Raw genomic sequence first — 17,886 nt, forward strand, 5'->3', positions numbered from 1 at the left:
AACCGGAGAACCAACATGACAACCATGCCCCTGTCGAATTCCCAACTCATCGAGGCGCTTGCAGAGAGCCGGCGCACTGCCCACCACGTCGACCCGGCCGAGTGGGCGATGCGGGTCGAACTCGCCGCCTGCTATCGCCTCGTGGCGCACTTCCGAATGACGGATTGGGTCTACAACCACATCTCGGCGGCCATTCCCGGCTCACCCGATCATTACCTGATCAATCCTTTCGGCCTGCTGTACGAGGAGGTCTCGGCTTCCAACCTCGTCAAGGTGGATGTGGCTGGCAACCTGGTCGATGACGTCCCCTACGACGTCAACCCCGCGGCCTTCGTGATCCACGGCGCCATCCACCAGGCAAGGCCCGATGCAGTGTGTGTGCTCCACACGCACACCGCCGCCGGCGTTGCCGTGTCGGCGCAGGCCGAGGGCTTGCTGCCGCTTTCGCAGCACGCGCTGCGCTTCCATGACCGCGTGGCGTATCACGGCTTCGAAGGCATCGCGTTGGATCTCGACGAGCAGCGGCGGCTGGTGGAGGATCTTGGGAGCAAGAAGGTCTTGATCCTGCGCAATCATGGCCTGCTGACAGTGGGCAAGACCGTGGGAGATGCCTTCAAGGAGATGTTCTTCCTGGAGCGCGCCTGCCAGATCCAGGTGGCCGCACTCGCCGGGAACCGCACGATGACGCTTCCGCCTCCAGATGTCTGCGAGCACACCGCTTCGCAGTTCGACAACGATGCGTCGTTCCTGCAAGGACGCGACTGGCGGGCGCTGCTTCGTCTCCTCGATCGGATCGATCCGTCCTACAAGGAGTAATGGATCAAGCCGAAGCCGGCGGTTCCTCCGCCATGAGCAGGCGCAGTTCTTCCAGCAACTTGACGGCGGGCCCTGGCAGGATGCCCTGGCGCCGGCGAAACGCCGTCATGATGCGCGTGCCGATCACACCGGGAATTGGCAAGGCGTCAAGCAGCGATGCCTTGATTTCCGCCTGGTACATCGGCTCGGGCAGCCAGCTCAAAAAGCCGGACTGGGCCACCAGGTTCTTGAGCATCATGACGGAGCGGGTCTCGACCAGGATCTCGGGCATGCCCAGTCCGTGGGCGGCGAACACCTGTTCCATGTGCTGGTACGGCGCCGTGCCCCTGGGCGTGGTGGTCCAGCGTTCGTCGATCACATCGGCGAGTTCAAGCGACTTCTTTCGCCGCAACGGGTGATCCATCGCCGCCACGACATGACTCATGTCGTCCCACCGGCAATCCTTGATGGCGGTGATCTCGGCGGTGTCCGCCACGGACACCCCCAGCGCCAGGTCGATCTCATGCTTGATCAGCCCCTCGGCCAGCCGGTCCCACACCCCTTCGACGACATACACCCGCAGCTTCGGCCACTTCGCCAGCACCCGGTCGATCGCCTGGGGCAATGCAAGGCAGGCGATGCTGCCCAGCGCACCGACGCGAATCGTGCCCTTGGCAAGCCCGCGCATCGCGTTGATCTCTTCACTCGCATGCTCCGACTCGCGCAGCAGCAAGGTCGCATGCGGCAGAAGCACGCCGCCAATGTCGGTCAGGTGCATCCCCTTCGAATGACGCTCGAAGAGCGGTGAGCCGACCTGGTCTTCCAGGCGCTTGATGGTGCGGCTGAGCGCCGGCTGCGTGATGTTCAATGCCACTGCAGCGCGCCCAAGGCTGCCGGCCTCGATGATGGTCACGAAGGCATGCAGGTGCTGCAAGTCGTAGGGCATGCAAAACGGTAATGGCTTTCCCGTGAAATAGCAATTTCGCTGGAGCGTGGCGACTTCGATACTGGGGCATGAACATGCCGCTTCGCATCACAGCACCGGGCCCACTGGAAACAGATGGCCTGACCGTTGCCCCTCTCTCAACGCCCACTCCCTCCATCACAGTGCGGGACGCCGTCTACGACCTCATGCGGCGATTGCGCATGACCTCGGTGTTCGCGAATCCTGGCTCGACCGAGTTGCCGATGTTCCGTGGCTTCCCGAGCGACTTCCGCTATGTGCTCGGACTCCAGGAGGCGGTCGTCGTCGGCATGGCTGACGGTTATGCCCAGGCAACGCGCAATGCCTCCTTCGTCAACCTGCATTCAGCGGCCGGGGTGGGCAATGCGATGGGCAACATCTTCACGGCCCACAAGAACCGCACGCCGATGGTGATCACCGCCGGCCAGCAGGCGCGCTCCATCCTGCCGTTCGATCCTTTTCTTGCGTCGCCACACGCAACCGAGTTGCCCAAGCCCTACGTCAAGTGGAGCGTGCAGCCGGCCCGTGCGCAGGATGTGCCCTTGGCCATCGCGCGCGCCTACTACATCGCGATGATGCCGCCGTGCGGGCCGGTGCTGGTGTCGGTTCCCGTCGACGACTGGGATCAGCCGGCCGGGTACGTCGCCGAACGGGTGGTGAGCACGCGCCTGGGTGCCGACCCGTTCGTGCTCGACCAGATCGGCGCCACCCTCGATGCCAGCCATCGCCCGGCCTTTGTAGTCGGGGCCGCAGTGGACCGCGACGGTGCCTTTGATGCGGTGGTAGCGCTGGCCGGGAGGCACAACGCCCGTGTGTGGGCGGCGCCGCTGGCGGGCCGCTGCAGCTTCCCGGAAGACCATCGGCTGTTCGCCGGTTTCCTGCCCGCTGCGCGCGAGAAGATCGTCGGGTTGCTGGAGGGCCATGATGTCGTCTTCGCCATCGGCGCACCGGCCTTCACCTATCACGTGGAGGGCGCCGGCCCGCACGTGCCGGCGGGTGCCGTGTTGTGCCAGGTGATCGATGACCCGGACACCGCCGCCTGGACGCCGGAAGGCATGGCCGCGGTGGGCAGCGTCGGGTTGGCGATCAAGGAACTGCTGGCACGGCCGGCCCCGCCGTCACGCCCCATGCCCCCGCCTCGCATGGCACCGCCCAGGGTCGAGCCCTCTGATCCCATGTCAGCCGCGTACGTCTTGCAGACGCTGGCCGAAATACGCGACGCCACGGACATCGTGGTCGAGGAGGCGCCCAGTTCGCGCACGGCCATGCAGGAGTACCTGCCAATCACGCGCAGCGAAGGCTTCTTCACGATGGACAGCGGCGGGCTGGGCTACGGCATGCCCGCATCCGTCGGCGTGGCGCTGGCCAAGCCCGGAACCCGCGTGATCGCGCTGATCGGCGACGGGTCGAGCATGTATTCGATCCAGTCGCTGTGGAGCGCAGCGCAACTCCGCTTGCCGATCACCTTCGTGATCCTCAACAACCACCGCTATGCCGCGCTGCAGGAGTTCGCGCCGGTGTTCGGTTTCGGTGCAGCAGATGTGGTGCAAGGCACCGAGCTCCCGGACATCGACTTCGTCGGGCTGGCCCGGAGCATGGGCTGCGAGGCCGTGCGCGTGACCGATGCGAATACCTTGCACGACACCCTGCGGCAGGCACTGGGCAACTCGCTGCCCACGGTCGTCGAAATCGGGATCGCTTGAACACCGTTCCCGCCCTTCCTGGAATCCGTTGCATCTGTAGTCCCCCACTGCGCCCCAAAGCCGACCTCCGCTGTCATGGACATCGCCGCCGCCCATCAGGATCAGGACCTCAGCGATGCAAATGCAAACGTTCGGCCATTCGCGGCCATCAACAGGAGACGATCATGGGACTGCTTTCTCAAATTCTCGGTGGCTTGGCCGGCGGCGCGCCAGGCGGAGGCACCGCCAGACGCGGCAGCGGATTGAGTCCTGTATTGATGGCCTTGCTGCCGGTTGTCATCAGCATGCTGAGCCAGCGCGGCCGTCAAACAGACGGCGGCGGAGGTGCAGACCAAGGCGGTCTCGGTGGCTTGGGCGGGCTTCTGGGTCGCCTCACACAGGGAGGCTATGGCCAGCAAGCATCCTCGTGGGTAGGGACTGGCTCGAACGAGCCGATTCCGCCCCAAGCCATCGACCATGTTTTCGGCGAGCATGAACTGCAACAGATGGCCCAGCAGGCCGGGATCAGCAGCGAAGAGGCCAGGTCTGGCCTCGCGGAGCTGCTTCCTGATGTCGTGGACCACTTCACACCCTCAGGCTCGCTGCCCGAGGGAGACACGCTCAGCCAAAGCGTCGATGACTATCTCAGGCGCCTCACCTGACGCCCTGCCCGCACGATTTCAGTATCCGGTCTGGACTGCATCGGACTTGCCTGGTTTGCCCGCCAAGGGCGGTGGCGCCGCCCGCCACCTGGCCCGTGGCCGATATGGGGTCACAGCCAAGAGTGTCCAGATGTCCGTGCCCGGTGAAGGCAGCAACCGATCCCCGGGATCTCGCCTAGCTCCGCGCGCCCTGCGGCAGATCAGGCATCGGACCCACATAGCGCCCGCGTGGGCGAATCACCTGCGTTTCGCCCAGTTGCTCCAGGCTGTGCGCCAGCAGCCCGACGCTGCGCGCCGTGGCGAACAGGCCAAAGGCCGCATCGGCCGGCAGCCGATGGTGCGCAACCAGGGCAGCCAGCGCCACGTCGATGTTGGGCTGCAAGCCGGTGAGCTTCGTCACCTTCTCGATGAAACGCGCGATCACCTTCGGCGGTTCGAACATCGCCAGCAAGGCGGCTGCGCGTGGATCGCCATCGGGATAGAGGTGGTGGCCAAAGCCCGCCAGGGGCAAGCCGGTGGAAAGGTAGTGGGCCACCACCTGGTCCTCCCCCAGCCGCTCCACTTCGCTGAACAGCGCCTGCACGCGGCCTGACGCATCGCCGTGCAGGGGGCCCGAAAGCGTGGTCAAGCCGGCCAGGAGGCATGCTGGCAGGCCGGCGCCTGTCGAAGCCGCAATGCGCGCGACGAAGGCCGAACTGGTCAGCTCGTGGTCGACCAGCAGCACCATCGCTGTCCGCAACAAATCAGCCACGGGGGCTGACTGCTTCCACCCTTTCGCAAAGCGCAGGTGCAGCGGCTGGCTCCCCTGCTGCGCACCGAAGCCGTTGGCGAGTTGCCCCACCAGGCCCTGGCCTTCGGTGTGCAGCACGCGGGTGAGGCGTCCACGCGTGGAATGGCTGCTTGCGGCCAAACCCGCCAGCGCGGTGAAGGCAGCGACCCGCCCCGGCTGGCCCGAGCGCATCGGCGTGCCGCATGAAAAGTCGACGGCTTGTCCGGCATCCCACATCAACCGGGCCACGTCTTCCAGGCTGGCGGACCGGGCCAGGCTGACGGCGTCCTGGCCCCTGTAGTACGGCCGCCCCCTGAAGAACGCACAAAGCGCCGTCGGAATGCTCGGCTCCGAGCCGAACAGCGTGTTGGCGGCCAGCGTCTCGTGCTTGCGGCCGGCCTGCTTGCGCTTGGCGAGGCTGGCGACGTCTTCCGAACGGTAGAGGCTGCGACGCGTGTCAACCGGGTCGGGCATGACTTCCAGCTTGCCCCGGCTCACGTAGGCGTACACGGTTTGGGGCCGCACGCCAAGGAGGCGACACGCCTCGTCCATCGAAATCCAGGAAGCCATGGTGGAAAGCAGAAAGCTGATTTATGTTGATTTTATACATCAATATTGACGCTTTGATCAATCAATCGCAACATCCGTCCATCCCTGAACCGTCCACCCCGAACCTGGCCCCGTCATGAAACCCCGCGTCCTCCAACTCAACCCGATCCTGATCCCCGCGATCAACGACAAGCTCGCATCGCTCTACACCGTCCACAAGTTCTTCGAGGTCGCCGAGCCGGAAGGCTGGCTGCGCGAACATGGCGCTTCCATCGATGCCGTGATCACCGGCGGGCACACCGGTATCTCGCGGGCGATGCTGGAGCAGTTGCCCGGCGTCAAGGTGGTGGCCGTCAATGGCGTGGGCACCGACGCCGTGGACCTGGCCTGGTGCCGGGGCCGCGGCGTCCCCGTCACCGCCACCCTGGGTGCCCTGACCGAGGACGTGGCCGACCTGGCCATCGGACTGTTGATCGCCGCCTGCCGGAACCTGTGCGCAGGCGACCGTTTCGTGCGTGACGGCGAGTGGGAGCTTCGCCCGCAGCCCAGCGCCATTCCGCTCGCCCGCCGGTTCAGCGGCATGCGCGTCGGCATCGTGGGCATGGGCCGGGTCGGCCGCGCCGTCGCGACCCGGGCGGCTGCATTCGGCTGCCCGATCAGCTACACCGACCTGCGTGCCATGGACGATGTGCCGCACCGTTTCGTTCAGGACTTGATCGACCTTGCGCGCGAGTCCGACGCCCTGGTGCTGTGCGCTGCCGCGGACAAGGCTGAAGGCATCGTCAACGCAGCCGTACTCGAGGCACTCGGCCCGCGCGGCTTCCTGGTCAACGTCGCACGTGGACGGCTGGTCAACGAGGCCGACCTGACCGAGGCGTTGGCCGCCGGTCGCATTGCCGGTGCAGGCCTGGACGTGTTCGTCGACGAACCCCGCGTTCCCGCGCAGCTGCGCCAATCCGGCAACGTGACGCTCCAGGCCCACCGGGCCAGTGCCACGTGGGAAACCCGTACTGCCATGGCGGAGATGGTGCTCGACAGCCTTGCGCAAGCTCTGGCCGGCGAGCGCCCGGCAATGAGCCTGACCACCTGAGCACCTCTCATGACCGATTTCGTGTTTCCTGCGGCCTCCCCGACGATCCTGCCCGTGGCAGGCAGCACCGCGGTATTCCCCGTGAACCGCGTGTACTGCATCGGCCGCAACTACAGCTGGACCCAGGACGAGCCCGCAACGCCTCGCGAGATGCCGGCGTGGTTCATGAAGCCGGCCAACGCTGTGGTTCCGGCGCGTGGCGCCCTGCCCTATCCACCGTGCACCAGCGACTTCTGCCACGAGATCGAGTTGGTCGTGGCCATCGGTGTCGGCGGCCGGGACATCGAGCCTTCGCAGGTGGAGCCTGACCACATATGGGGCTATGCCGCGGGGCTGGACCTCACGCGGCGCGACCTGCAGCAGCAAGCCAGGCGTTCGGGAGGGCCCTGGGAGGCCGCCAAGGCCTTCGACCATTCGGCGCCGTGCACGCCCCTGCTTCCCGCTTCGGCTTGCGGCCACCCACGGCATGGCGCCGTGTGGTTGGCGGTCAACGGCATCGAGCGACAGCGCGCCGACGTGTCCGACCTCATGTGGCCCGTGCCCGAACTGGTGGCCATGTTGTCGAGGTCGGTCACGCTCGCACCTGGTGACCTGATCTTCACCGGCACGCCCGCAGGCGTCGGCCCGTTGCATCCGGGCGATGTCGTCAGCGGCGGCGTAGCCGGGATCGGCCAGTTTTCCATGACCGTGAGCAGCGACCACCCCCGTGCCCTCCAGTCCCAACAATAGCCATCACCCAGGCCAGGAGACCTTCCCTTGAATGCATCCACCAACCGGAAGATTGCCCTCGTCACCGGTGCAGGCAGCGGCATCGGCCGCGCCGTGGCGCTCGGCTTGCTCGACGACGGCTGGACCGTCGTGCTCGCGGGCCGTCGTGTCGAGCCCTTGCAAACGCTGGCGGCCGAGGCGCAACCGCGTGGCCGGACTGCCATGCCCGTGCCCACCGACGTGACCGATCCAGCCAGCGTGCAGGCGCTGTTCGACACCATCGAACGCAGCTTTGGCCGGCTCGACCTGCTGTTCAACAACGCCGGCGTGAACGCGCCTGCGGTTCCGATGGACGAGTTGCCGCTGGAAAATGGTTCAGCGTGCTCAACACCAACGTGACCGGCGTGTTCCTGTGTGCTCGCGCCGCCTTCGGCCTGATGCGACGCCAGTCGCCGCAGGGCGGACGCATCATCAACAACGGCTCGATCTCGGCGCACACGCCCCGACCTTTTACTGCCCCCTACACCGCCAGCAAGCACGCGGTGTCGGGCATCACCAAGGCCCTGGCGCTGGACGGCCGTGCCTTCAACATCGTGGCCAGCCAGATCGACATCGGCAATGCGCTGACCGAGTTGTCCGAGCGCATGACGCGCGGCGTGCCGCAGGCAAACGGCACGGTCGCGCCGGAACCCATGATGGATGCGAAACACGTGGCCAACGCCGTGCGCCATATCGCAGCGTTGCCGCTCGAAGCCAACGTGCTCAACATGACCGTCATGGCCAGCGCCATGCCCTTCGTCGGGCGCGGCTGAACGCTGCCGGACACCCACAAATCCACGCCATGGCCGTCGACGCGCCGGCCGGCGCTTCATGACGACTTACCCGCCCATCCAAGGAGACATCCATGCAACTCACTTCCCTCTTCAAGGCCCTTGCCATCTCTGCGTCCCTCGCCGTGGTGCCGACCCTTGCATCAGCCCAGGCCTACCCGAGCCGGCCCATCAAGATCATCGTTCCCGCCCCGCCGGGCGGCGCCATCGACACCATTGCCCGCGTCGTCGGCGACAAGCTCGCGACGTCGATGGGCCAGCCGGTGATCGTCGACAACCGGCCCGGCGCATCGAACAACCTCGGCACCGACGTGCTCGCCAAGTCACCGCCCGATGGCTACACCATCGGCATCGTGGGCGGCAGCCACAACACCAACAAGTTCCTGTTCAAGAACCTGGGCTGGGATCCGGAGAAAAGCTTCGAGCCCATCGTGTACACCCACGAGGTTCCGCTGGTGTTTGCCATCTACCCGCAGATTCCGGCCAAGACCTTGCCCGAGTTCGTGGCCTGGATGAAGGCCCATCCGGACGAGGCCAAGGTCGCCACCTCCGGCCGCGGCAGCGCGCAGGAAATGGCGGCCGAGATGTTCCGCATGGCCAGCGGCGTGCCCATGCTGCTGGTGCCCTACAAGGGTTCAGCCGCCGCGCAGCCGGATCTGATTGCCGGGCGCACTGCGCTGTACATCGACACCCTCAGCGCCATCCAGTCGCAAGTGAAAGCCGGCAACGCACGCGCCATTGCGGTGTCGACGAAGAAGCGGACCACGGCTTTGCCGGACGTGCCCACCGCGGCCGAACAGGGTCTCAAGGGCTATGACGCCAACACGAATGGCGGGTTCCTGGCGCCTGCCGGCACACCCAAGGCGATCGTCAACAAGCTCAATGCGGAAATCAACGCGGCGCTGAAGATGCCCGACGTGCGGGCCAAGCTGGAGGCAGCGGGCATCGAGATCCAGGGCGGAACGCCGCAGGAGTACGCCGCGCTGATCAAGTCGGACCTCGCCAAGTGGGGCAAGGTCGTCAAGGAAGCGGGAATCCAGCCGGAGTGAGTCCGGTGCCTCGCCGCGGGCTTGCTTTGCGCCAGTGCCGCCTCATCACAAAGCTGCAGTAGGGCCCTCGCCTACCCCGGCGACTGGGGACCCCAGTACTGCCGCACGTCCTTCCCGTAGGCTGCCTTCTCGAAGGCCTTGCCCTGTTCTCCCGCGCTGAGTTCCTTGTCGTCCTGGAAATCGCCCCAGTGAACCATTTCGTGCAGCAGGGTCGCCTCGACCAGCAGATGCATCCGGGGATCGGCGGCGTCCTTCTTCGAGCCCTCGAAGCGATCGCAGATCGACATCGCGAGGAAGACGGTGCCGGGGTACTTGTTGCCGATGAAGATGCCGTTGTCGGCCGGCAGGTGGCGATACTCAATCACCGGCGGATTGCCGTGCTGCAGGGCGCGCTCGGAGACCTTCTCGTTCAGCCTGGAATATTTCTGGAAAGCCCTGAAGACCTTCGGCTTGTCCTTGACCTTCGGAAGGTTGTCGCAGATCCACATGGCGAGACCCGGGTACTGCTTGACGAATCCTGGCGCGACGATCATTGCGATCCCTTCCTGGAAGCTGTGGCCGGTCACTCGCGACACGCGTACGCTCATCAGTTCTGGCGCGCGCGGGCACGTGCGGTGAACGCGCATTTTTGCACCTTCCGGGAGAGGAAGGCCAGGCGTTCAACCCAAGTCGCGACCTTGGCCACGAGCCCGGCCCCACCCCTCAAGCGCCAGCTGGCTCAAAACGCCCCGCGAACTGCACGGCGCACTCCCGAAACCGCGCGTTGCGCTCGTCGAGCGCTTCCTGTGTCGCAGGCACCATGATCGGTCCACCCTCGTGAGCGAATGCCTGGCACTGCTCGACGTAGGGACGCAGGCGCTCGTGATAGATGGGAGAGGCGGCCGCCATGTTGCCGCCGCAGTCGGTCCAGGTGCTCGCAAGCGTTTCCGCGGCCACCATCGCCAGCGTGGTGCCCATGCCTGACAACAGCGCAGCACAGTGGCCCGCATCGCCGATGACGGCCACGTTGCCCTTGATCCAGTTGGGCATGTGGGTCTGGCTCACCGAGTCGAAATAGAAGCCCCTGGCAGCAGGGTCGGCAAACGCCGCGCGGATCTCGCGCACCTGCCAGGCGTCGACCCGCGACAAGATGCCATCGACGATCCTGCGATGAAGGGCCACGTCACGGTAGTCGTACTCGATCTCGGGGCTGGCGCAGAGCACGAAGGCCTGCGGACCGTCACCCGCATCGCGCACGGCGATGGTCAGGCCGGGCACATTGAGCATGCCTCGTTGCCATGCGCGATCGTTCGGAAGATCGACGAGCGCGACGTAGTAGCCAAAGTGCCGCACGTAATTCTTCTCGGGGCCGAAGGCGAGCTTGCGCACGTTGGAGTGGAGGCCGTCGGCGCCGACCACCAAGTCGTAGTGGCCTTGCACGCCGTCCGTGAAAGCGACGTCCATACCATCGGAACCGTCGACGATCGATGCGATGGACGCCTTGAAACGGAACTCGACATGGTCCGGTATGGCGCGCAGCAAGATCTGGTTGAGCCGGTCGCGCGAGATCTCGATGTCCTCGTCGGTCTCGTTGGCGAACCAGCGCAGATCGAGGGTCGCGACTTGGGTTCCCGTGGCGTCGAGCACCGGCGCAGGATCCGCAATGACGACCTTCTGCTCATCGATCTGCTCGAGGATGCCCATTCGCCTTGCCGTGCCGAGCGCGCGCCCGCGCACGTCGATCGGCGCACCGCCGGGACGCAGGCCGTCGGCACGCTCGCTCACAGTCACACGGTGACCAAGACGGGCGAACCACCAGGCGGCCGAGAGGCCGGCCATGCTGGCTCCGGATATGAGGACGTCCATGGTGCTGCTCCTGAATGTTGTGCGTGAGACGCTGATGCCTACGCCTTGAACGACTTCGCCATCTCCACCACCGCCTGCTTGTCGAAGGCGTTGACCTCATCGATCAACTCGTTGGAGAACAGGCGGTTGGGGTCGCCCAGCTCTTCGGCCAGCTTCGGGTTCTTGCTGCTCTCGGCGGCCATCGCGATGTTGGCCTTCCATTCGGCCAGTGACTGTGCGCCCATGCGCTGGTCGGGGTCGTCGGGGCGGCGCATCCAGCTGTTCTTGCGGTCTTTCAGGATGAAGGCCAGTTCCTTGCGTGCCTCGTCTTCGGTGCGCCCCTTCGGCCTGCTCTCGGGGTACACGGCCCAGTGCAGGTCGATGCCGGCGTCGAGGTTGGCGTTCGAGAAGATGGTGGACTTGGCGATGCCGCGGAACAAGGCCACCAGGTTCTTGCGCTCGTCCTTCAGCAGCTTGCGCGGCACGCACATCCAGCCGGAGCCCAACTGCGCGAACTTCGGCGTGATCGGCACGTAGCGCAGCTTGGTGCCGACCAGTTCGATGCGCGCGGTGGCGGTGTCGAAGGCCACCATCGCGTCGACCCGGTCGTTGTCGATCGCCGCCCCGGCCGGTGCGCCGTCGCCGATGGCGATGTATTCGCAGGTGTCGTCCTTCAGGCCCAACTCGGCGAGCATCGTCTTGGTCATCACGATGCCGGGATCGCCCTGGCTGCGCACGCCAATGCGCTTGCCTACCAAGTCGGCCGCCGCCTTGATCGGACTGGCCGGCTTCACCACGATCGTGATGACATTGCGCGGCAGCCACTTGTAGACGCTCACCAGGTCGAGCGTCGGGTCCTTGGCCATGGCCGGCAGCAGGATGCCGGGAACGGCCGGGCCAAAGTCCACGTGGCCGCCGCGCAGGCTTTGCAGCGCTTGCGTCATGCTCGACATGTTGACGTACTCCACGTCCACGCCACCGGACTTGTAGAAGTTCAGCTTCGGCGCCTGGCCGGCCGTGCAGAAGCACTGCTGCGGATCATTCACCGCAACGGTGTTCGCCACCTTCATGATGCGGATGTTCTGTGCAAGGGCCGGAAGGCCGCCCGCGAGGCCCAAGGCGCCAAGGCCCAAACCGAAATTGCGTCGAGTCAACATGGTCCACTCCTTGCCGGCAAGGCCGGCGGCGTTGTCGAAAAAAATCAGGCGTTCACGGTGCGTTGCGACGCATCGACCGGCATCCAGTGCAGCACCCGGGCCTGCACGCGCCGCAACAGGCTGGTCAACGCGATGCCGATCACCGAGAGCACGACACACACTGCAAAGCTGCCGCCGGTATCGGCCTGCGCCTCCATCTGCAGGATCAGCACGCCAAGCCCCGCCTGCGCACCGACGAACTCGCCCACCACCGCGCCCACCACGCTGAAGGCGGCTGCCATGTTCAGACCGGCAAAGACGTAAGGCAGCGCACTCGGGAACTTGGCCTTGCGAAAGATCTGCCACTGCGTGGCCGACAGGGAGCGCAGCAGGTCGATGCGGTCGGGGTCCACCGCCTTGAAGCCCGCGATGCTGGTCACCAGCACCGGGAAGAAGGTGAGCATGCAGATGATCACCACCTTGGAGCTGATGCCGAAGCCGAGCCACACCACGATGATCGGCGCCACCGCCACCTTGGGCACGCTCTGCAACGCGGCCACGTAGGGTTCCACCAGCGCTTCGACCTTCGGCATCTGTGACACCAGGATGCCGATGGCCAGGCCCACGCCGCTGCCAATCACGAAGCCCAGCAGGATCTCGGCGAGCGTGACGCCGCCGTGGTACCAGAAGCCGTCCTTGGCCATCGGTCCGGTGGCCAGCCCCCGCCACAGCGCAACCGCGATGTCACTCACCGGCGGAACCAGATGCTTCGGCACCTTGAACAGGTGCACGGCCCCTTCCCACGAGCCGAGCAGCGCGATCAGCAGCAAGATCGATTGCACGCGGGTGGACGCGAGCGGGTTGGTGCGGTGCGGTTGCGGCGCCTGCGCCGGTCTCGTGGCGCTCACGTCGGACTGCGGGGCGGATTCGGCGTTCATCGTGGCAGTGGTCATGGCAGCACCTTTTTCCTCAGTCGAACGAAGCGGCATGCGAGAAGCGCTCGCGGATCGAAGCGGACGCAGCCGCGAATGTCGGATGCGACATCACATCCATCGTTCGCGGCCGCGGCAGGTCGATGGGCAACACACGCTCCAGCGTGCCCGGGCGCGGCGACATCACGAACACCTTGTCGCCGAGAAACACGGCTTCGGGAATGGAGTGCGTGATCAGCACCACGGTCTTGCCGCTCTCCATCCAGATGCGCTGCAGTTCGAGATTCATGCGCTCGCGCGTCATGGCATCCAGCGCGCCGAAGGGCTCGTCCATCAGCAGGATCTTGGGGTCGTGCAGCAGCGCCCGCGCAATGGATGCGCGCTGCTGCATGCCGCCACTCAACTGGCGCGGCAGCTTGTGCTCGAAGCCTTCGAGCCGGACCATGTGCAACAGTTGCATGGCCCGGTCGCGCGCCTGCTTCCTGTCGATGCCGAGCACCTCGGCCGGCAGCATCACGTTCTCGAGGATCGTGCGCCACGGCAGCAGGATCGAGCTCTGGAACACCACGCCGACGTCGCGCCGCGTGCCATGGATCGGCTGGCCGTCGAGCGCCACCTGGCCGATGTCGTAGTCGAGCAGGCCGGCAAGGATGCGCAGCAGCGTGCTCTTGCCGCAGCCGCTGGGACCGACGATGGTGACGAAGCTCCCCTGCTCGATGGTGCAGTCGATCTGCTGGAGCGCGAGTACGCCGTCGTTGCCGCGGCCGAAGTTCTTGGACAGCCCCTCGATGCGGATGTAGTCGGGCCGGCCGCGCTTCGTTGCGGGTGCGGCCGCCAGCAAGTTGGTGTTCATGCCTTGACTCCTTTGGGATTCAGGAAGCGAACCATGTGTTGGGCAATGACTTCCGGCGCCTGCATTGCCGTGACATGGCCGATGCCTGGCAGCAGGACGGCGTCCGCGCCGCGGATGCGGCCTGCCATCGCGAGCGTCACCGACGGCGGCACCACGCGATCGAGTTCACCGGCCAGCACCAGGGTGGGCGCAACGATGTCGGCCACGCCGTGGTCCAGGGTGCTGGCCACGGTGGCGGCCCGCCGTGCGGATCGTGCCGACGCGGGCCTCGCGTTGGCGAAGATGCGCCTCAGTTCAGGCCGTTGCGCGAGAAATGCTTCAGGGAAGAACCACGTTGCCAGCTCCTCCGCGGTGCCGGGCAAGCCGCTGCGCAGTTCGCCCAGGCGGCGTGCGTCCGGGCACAGCTCCTCGTAAGGACGCGGCAGCGGCCAGGTGCTCCCGAGCACGAGGCGATCGATGGCTTGCGGATGCAGCAGCGCCAGCGCCTGTGCCACGCGTCCGCCGAACGACGATCCAAACACGTGCGCCCGCTTGAACCCCAGCGCCTTGATGAACTGCTGGGCGTCGTTCGCCAGGTCCGCCAGCGTGGCCGCACGCTCGGGCGCTTCGGTATCGCCGCAATCGCGCTGGTCGTAAGCGATCACGGTGAAGTGCTTCGACAGATGCGGCACCAGCGCGGCGAACATGCTGCGCGAGGCCTCCGCGCCATGCATCAGCACCAGCGGCGGGCCTTCGCCATGGCGCTCGAAAGCAGTGCGCGCCTCGCCGGCCTGGATGAAGTCGGTCATGCTGCGCCCTCCTCTTCCATGTCCAGCCAGAAGGTCATCTCGATCTTCATTCCGCGCGGGTCGTGCAGGAACAACTGGTGGATGTCCCAACCGGGAATCGGCGCTTCGGCAAAGGGCACGTCCGCCGCGGCAAGATGCTCGCGCATTTCCTTCAGGCCGTGCGAGCGGAACGAGATGTGGTCAAGGTGGCCGGTGACGGGCTGCACCGCCGCATCCGGCGTCGACAGATGCGCATACAGGTGCACGATCGGTTGGCTTTCCGCATAGAGCCATGCACCGGCCGCAGGAATGTCCGGCCGCGCGCCGACCTGCAGGCGCAGCACGCGCGTGTAGAAATCGACCAGCGGCGGCAGTTCGTCCGGCGTGCAGCGGATCGTGAAGTGGTGCAGTGCGGTGACGGGCATGGTCAAACCTCCACGGGGCTGCCGAGCGACGCGCCGGCAAAACGCTGCGCCAGCCCGGGCGCGATCGGCACCCAGCGCGCCGCAGCCAGCGCCAGAAGGCGAATGCCCAGCACTTCGTGCGGCAGCCAGTGGGCGCGGGTGCCAAAGACATTGAAGGTGGCATAGCAGAGCGGGCCTTGCAGCAGCGGCACGTTGATCACGCTCTGCAGGCCCAGCGCGTGCATTTGCTCGAAGTCATCGAAGTGAAGTGGCAGCGCTTGGGCGCCCTCCGCAACGAACACACGGCCGCGCACGAACAGGCACTCGGTCCATGGCGTGAGCGTCTTGCGCTTGGCCCCTTTCACCGGGAAACGATCTGCTTCGGACGAATAGAAGCGGCTCAGCCGGATCTCGTCGATGGGGTCGTGCGCCGTCGTCACGTTCTGCTGGATGCTGAAGATGCTGTCGCCGGCAATCTGGCGGCGGCAAACGTCGATCAGGCGCAGGGCGGCGTCGGCGCCTCGCGCATCCGGGAGCACGTCGAGCAGTTGGGCCAGGTGGTCCGTGATGGTGGATGCAATGGCGTCGGGCATGAAGAAAGTCTAGGCGCCTGAATTCACCAAAATGCACTAAATTCTGATGGCCCGATAACCTTCGAGTTATGACCATGCCGAACATCCGGGACCCCGCGACGGACCTGCAACACGCGCTGCTTTCGCGCCTGAAGATGCGCCAGCTTTCATTGCTGCAAGCCATCGACCGCCACCGCACGCTGGGCCGCGTGGCGGCCGAAATGCGGCTGAGCCAGCCGGCCATCACCAAGGCCCTGCGCGAAGCGGAAGACATCTTCGGCAGCAAGCTGTTCGAGCGCACCAGCCGCGGCCTGGTGCCCACCCCGGCGGGCGAAGCCGTGCTGCGCTACGCCCATCGATGGCTTGCCGACCTGGAGGCAACCACCCGCGTTCTCACCTCGCTGGAAGCCGGCCGCGGCGGGCGCCTGCGCCTGGGGCTGACGCCGCAGGTGCCGCAACAGTTGCTGTCCGCGGCACTCAGCCATCTGCTGAACCGCACGCCGCGCATGGCGGTGATGACGCGCGAAGGGACGACCGACGAACTCGTCGCCGGCCTTGTCGCGCGGGAACTCGACTGTGCCATCGGCCGCTCTTACGACGGCGATGCAACCGACGTGGTGCAGGAGGCCATCCATCAGCAGGAGCCTTGCCTGGTCGTGTGTGCCACGAGCGTCAGGCGGCTGTCACGCGGACCGCTGGACTGGGCACGCATGGCCCAGCTCGACTGGATCCTGCCGCCGCCCAACACGCCCATGCGCCGAACCTACAACGCGATCTTCGTGGGCGCGGGCGTGCAGCCGCCGATGCCGATGCTGGAAACCACGTCGATCCGCAGCATCGAGATGGTGCTGCGGACCGAGGCGAACGCGGTCTCGATCCTGGCCCGCGATGTGGTGGCCGAGATGGAGCGCGGGGGCCATTGCGCGGCCCTGCCCTACCGGCTGAGCTGGAACCTGCCGCCGGTGAGCTTCTTCACGCTGAAGGAACTGGTGGCGCATCCGACCGTGCAGTCGCTGCGCGCTGCCGTCACAGAAACCGCGCGGGGCATGCAGCGCACGACGGCGTGAAGGTGCACGGGGAACGACTCAAGCCTGCAAACTCCCGCTCGCCTCGCCACCCCTGGGGTACCTTTCAACAAGCCTCGCGCGGCGTTGCGGATCCTGGTCGATGTTCACACGCGCCAGGTTGCCATTCACATGCGGCAGTGCCAGCAGCCGCGGGTCCATGACGCGGAACCACAGCGCGGGAACATAGGAGAGCGGGAACATGCCGAAGTAGCCGCTCGGCAGTTGCGGAAGATCCTCGAAGTGCCGCAGCGACTGGTAGCGGCGCAACGGGTACGCATGGTGGTCCGAGTGACGCTGCAGGTGAAACAGCGCAAGGTTGGTGACCAGGTGGTTGGTGTTCCACGAGTGGTGCGGCTTCGGCGTTTCGTACTTGCCGTTCGGCAGTCGCTCGCGCAACAGGCCATAGTGCTCGACATAGTTCGCCGATGTGAGCTGCCACCACGCCACCACGTTGTGCACGGCCAGGAAGGGCAGCATCACCCATCCGAAAGCGACGATCAGCGAGACCTGCAACACCGCCGTCACGGCATAGCTCTGGAGCATGGTGTTGTGCACGCTCCAGACCGACCTGCGTTGCTGGGCGAGGCGTTCGGATTCCAGTGACCATGCGCGGCGGATGCCACCCGGCAGCTCGCGAAGCGCGAAGCGATAGATGCTCTCGCCCATGCGCGCGCTCGCATGATCCTCGGGCGTCGACACCGAGCGATGGTGCCCGCGCCCGTGCTCGACGGTGAAGTGCCCGTAGGCCGGCACCGCCAGGACGAGGCGCGCCAACCATTGCTCGACCGCGGTGTTCTTGTGTCCCAGTTCGTGCCCCGTGTTGATGCCCAGCCCCGAGTCGGTGCCGGCCACGTAGGCGAGCATCAGCACCGCCCACCAAGACAGGTCGTGCGTTCCCACCCACCAGGCGCAACCGATGAGCGCAACGAAATGAAGCGGCACCGTGAGCCACGTGAGCCAGCGGTAGTAACGCTCCTGTTCGAGTTGCGGCACGACGGCCTCGGGTGGATTGTTCTGATCTTCCCCGATCAGCAGGTCCAGCAGCGGCATCAGGCCGTAGCTGATCAGCAGCGGCAAGCCCAAGGCAATCTCGTGGCCGGTGGCGGCGTGCAATGCGATGCCGGTGAACGGCAACAGCGGGTAGACCACGGACAGCAGCCACCACCAGCGCTTCCTGTCGCGGTACTCGACGCGCTGGTGGTCGGGACCGATGGAACGATAAAGCTTCGTCAT

At 66.0% G+C, this 17,886-nt stretch carries 18 protein-coding genes and 1 pseudogene; 8 read left to right on the forward strand and 11 right to left on the reverse strand.

Annotation, left to right across the window (positions count from 1 at the left end; all coding sequences use genetic code 11):
- The first annotated feature begins 24 nt into the window (after positions 1–24).
- The gene (locus QTI66_RS09215) at positions 25–816 is read left to right on the forward strand and encodes a class II aldolase/adducin family protein (RefSeq protein WP_444814987.1); all 792 of its coding nucleotides are present in this window, start codon (positions 25–27) and stop codon (positions 814–816) included.
- Positions 817–820: 4 nt separating this feature from the next.
- On the opposite strand, the gene QTI66_RS09220 is transcribed toward QTI66_RS09215, so the two are convergent.
- Positions 821–1,741 carry a LysR family transcriptional regulator gene (locus QTI66_RS09220; protein WP_286559174.1) on the reverse strand — a complete coding sequence of 307 codons (921 nt, stop codon included), beginning with the start codon at positions 1,739–1,741 and terminating at the stop codon, positions 821–823.
- A 68-nt stretch (positions 1,742–1,809) separates the two neighbouring features.
- On the opposite strand from QTI66_RS09220, the gene mdlC reads away from it, so the two are divergent.
- The gene (gene mdlC / locus QTI66_RS09225) at positions 1,810–3,462 is read left to right on the forward strand and encodes a benzoylformate decarboxylase (protein ID WP_286559176.1); all 1,653 of its coding nucleotides are present in this window, start codon (positions 1,810–1,812) and stop codon (positions 3,460–3,462) included.
- Positions 3,463–3,626: 164 nt separating this feature from the next.
- Positions 3,627–4,103, forward strand: coding sequence for a YidB family protein (locus tag QTI66_RS09230; RefSeq protein WP_286559178.1), 477 nt, complete (start codon positions 3,627–3,629; stop codon positions 4,101–4,103).
- A gap of 175 nt (positions 4,104–4,278) precedes the next feature.
- Here the strand turns inward: QTI66_RS09230 and QTI66_RS09235 are convergent, their stop codons facing one another.
- On the reverse strand, positions 4,279–5,442 hold the full coding sequence (locus QTI66_RS09235; protein WP_286559180.1) for a citrate synthase family protein: 1,164 nt from the start codon (positions 5,440–5,442) through the stop codon (positions 4,279–4,281).
- 115 nt (positions 5,443–5,557) lie between these two features.
- Here QTI66_RS09235 and QTI66_RS09240 point away from each other — a divergent pair, with 115 nt between their 5' ends.
- From QTI66_RS09240 to QTI66_RS09255, 4 genes and pseudogenes are all read left to right on the forward strand, one after another.
- Positions 5,558–6,511 carry a 2-hydroxyacid dehydrogenase gene (locus QTI66_RS09240; protein ID WP_286559182.1) on the forward strand — a complete coding sequence of 318 codons (954 nt, stop codon included), beginning with the start codon at positions 5,558–5,560 and terminating at the stop codon, positions 6,509–6,511.
- A 9-nt stretch (positions 6,512–6,520) separates the two neighbouring features.
- Positions 6,521–7,240, forward strand: coding sequence for a fumarylacetoacetate hydrolase family protein (locus QTI66_RS09245; protein WP_286559183.1), 720 nt, complete (start codon positions 6,521–6,523; stop codon positions 7,238–7,240).
- Between the two features lie 27 nt (positions 7,241–7,267).
- Positions 7,268–8,031 (forward strand): annotated as a pseudogene (locus tag QTI66_RS09250) (SDR family oxidoreductase).
- A 92-nt stretch (positions 8,032–8,123) separates the two neighbouring features.
- On the forward strand, positions 8,124–9,098 hold the full coding sequence (locus tag QTI66_RS09255; RefSeq protein WP_286559185.1) for a Bug family tripartite tricarboxylate transporter substrate binding protein: 975 nt from the start codon (positions 8,124–8,126) through the stop codon (positions 9,096–9,098).
- A 71-nt stretch (positions 9,099–9,169) separates the two neighbouring features.
- Here QTI66_RS09255 and QTI66_RS09260 read toward each other — a convergent pair whose 3' ends face one another.
- The 8 genes from QTI66_RS09260 to QTI66_RS09295 form a co-directional block, all read right to left on the reverse strand.
- On the reverse strand, positions 9,170–9,673 hold the full coding sequence (locus QTI66_RS09260) for a hypothetical protein (protein WP_286559186.1): 504 nt from the start codon (positions 9,671–9,673) through the stop codon (positions 9,170–9,172).
- Positions 9,674–9,800: 127 nt separating this feature from the next.
- Positions 9,801–10,943: an FAD-dependent monooxygenase gene (locus QTI66_RS09265; RefSeq protein ID WP_286559188.1), complete on the reverse strand. Its 1,143-nt coding sequence runs from the start codon at positions 10,941–10,943 to the stop codon at positions 9,801–9,803.
- A 38-nt stretch (positions 10,944–10,981) separates the two neighbouring features.
- Positions 10,982–12,079, reverse strand: coding sequence for an ABC transporter substrate-binding protein (locus QTI66_RS09270; protein ID WP_286559189.1), 1,098 nt, complete (start codon positions 12,077–12,079; stop codon positions 10,982–10,984).
- Positions 12,080–12,123: 44 nt separating this feature from the next.
- On the reverse strand, positions 12,124–13,011 hold the full coding sequence (locus QTI66_RS09275) for an ABC transporter permease (protein ID WP_286559191.1): 888 nt from the start codon (positions 13,009–13,011) through the stop codon (positions 12,124–12,126).
- Positions 13,012–13,027: 16 nt separating this feature from the next.
- Entirely contained in the window at positions 13,028–13,843 is an 816-nt protein-coding gene (locus QTI66_RS09280; protein WP_286559192.1) for an ABC transporter ATP-binding protein, read from the reverse strand.
- Complete coding sequence (locus tag QTI66_RS09285; RefSeq protein WP_286559193.1) at positions 13,840–14,631, reverse strand: alpha/beta fold hydrolase; 792 nt, start codon at positions 14,629–14,631, stop codon at positions 13,840–13,842. Before QTI66_RS09285 ends, QTI66_RS09280 begins: the two co-directional genes overlap by 4 nt.
- Entirely contained in the window at positions 14,628–15,035 is a 408-nt protein-coding gene (locus QTI66_RS09290; protein ID WP_286559194.1) for a VOC family protein, read from the reverse strand. The genes QTI66_RS09285 and QTI66_RS09290 overlap by 4 nt, the downstream gene beginning before the upstream one ends.
- A 2-nt stretch (positions 15,036–15,037) precedes the next feature.
- Positions 15,038–15,607 (reverse strand): GAF domain-containing protein, encoded by a 570-nt coding sequence (locus QTI66_RS09295; protein WP_286559195.1) that lies wholly within the window; start codon positions 15,605–15,607, stop codon positions 15,038–15,040.
- A gap of 74 nt (positions 15,608–15,681) precedes the next feature.
- On the opposite strand from QTI66_RS09295, the gene QTI66_RS09300 reads away from it, so the two are divergent.
- Positions 15,682–16,653: a LysR family transcriptional regulator gene (locus QTI66_RS09300; RefSeq protein WP_286559196.1), complete on the forward strand. Its 972-nt coding sequence runs from the start codon at positions 15,682–15,684 to the stop codon at positions 16,651–16,653.
- An 18-nt stretch (positions 16,654–16,671) separates the two neighbouring features.
- Here QTI66_RS09300 and QTI66_RS09305 read toward each other — a convergent pair whose 3' ends face one another.
- Positions 16,672–17,886 carry an alkane 1-monooxygenase gene (locus QTI66_RS09305; protein ID WP_286559197.1) on the reverse strand — a complete coding sequence of 405 codons (1,215 nt, stop codon included), beginning with the start codon at positions 17,884–17,886 and terminating at the stop codon, positions 16,672–16,674.

The organism is Variovorax brevis (assembly GCF_030317105.1).
GTDB classification, from domain to species: Bacteria; Pseudomonadota; Gammaproteobacteria; order Burkholderiales; family Burkholderiaceae_C; genus Variovorax; species Variovorax brevis.

Coding starts and splice junctions, on each gene's coding strand:
- QTI66_RS09215 (WP_444814987.1), top strand. CDS start 25: ATGCCCCTGTCGAATTCCCAACTCATCGAGGCGCTTGCAGAGAGCCGG.
- QTI66_RS09220 (WP_286559174.1), bottom strand. CDS start 1,741: ATGCCCTACGACTTGCAGCACCTGCATGCCTTCGTGACCATCATCGAG.
- mdlC (WP_286559176.1), top strand. CDS start 1,810: ATGAACATGCCGCTTCGCATCACAGCACCGGGCCCACTGGAAACAGAT.
- QTI66_RS09230 (WP_286559178.1), top strand. CDS start 3,627: ATGGGACTGCTTTCTCAAATTCTCGGTGGCTTGGCCGGCGGCGCGCCA.
- QTI66_RS09235 (WP_286559180.1), bottom strand. CDS start 5,442: ATGGCTTCCTGGATTTCGATGGACGAGGCGTGTCGCCTCCTTGGCGTG.
- QTI66_RS09240 (WP_286559182.1), top strand. CDS start 5,558: ATGAAACCCCGCGTCCTCCAACTCAACCCGATCCTGATCCCCGCGATC.
- QTI66_RS09245 (WP_286559183.1), top strand. CDS start 6,521: ATGACCGATTTCGTGTTTCCTGCGGCCTCCCCGACGATCCTGCCCGTG.
- QTI66_RS09255 (WP_286559185.1), top strand. CDS start 8,124: ATGCAACTCACTTCCCTCTTCAAGGCCCTTGCCATCTCTGCGTCCCTC.
- QTI66_RS09265 (WP_286559188.1), bottom strand. CDS start 10,943: ATGGACGTCCTCATATCCGGAGCCAGCATGGCCGGCCTCTCGGCCGCC.
- QTI66_RS09270 (WP_286559189.1), bottom strand. CDS start 12,079: ATGTTGACTCGACGCAATTTCGGTTTGGGCCTTGGCGCCTTGGGCCTC.
- QTI66_RS09275 (WP_286559191.1), bottom strand. CDS start 13,011: ATGACCACTGCCACGATGAACGCCGAATCCGCCCCGCAGTCCGACGTG.
- QTI66_RS09280 (WP_286559192.1), bottom strand. CDS start 13,843: ATGAACACCAACTTGCTGGCGGCCGCACCCGCAACGAAGCGCGGCCGG.
- QTI66_RS09285 (WP_286559193.1), bottom strand. CDS start 14,631: ATGACCGACTTCATCCAGGCCGGCGAGGCGCGCACTGCTTTCGAGCGC.
- QTI66_RS09290 (WP_286559194.1), bottom strand. CDS start 15,035: ATGCCCGTCACCGCACTGCACCACTTCACGATCCGCTGCACGCCGGAC.
- QTI66_RS09295 (WP_286559195.1), bottom strand. CDS start 15,607: ATGCCCGACGCCATTGCATCCACCATCACGGACCACCTGGCCCAACTG.
- QTI66_RS09300 (WP_286559196.1), top strand. CDS start 15,682: ATGCCGAACATCCGGGACCCCGCGACGGACCTGCAACACGCGCTGCTT.
- QTI66_RS09305 (WP_286559197.1), bottom strand. CDS start 17,886: ATGACGAAGCTTTATCGTTCCATCGGTCCCGACCACCAGCGCGTCGAG.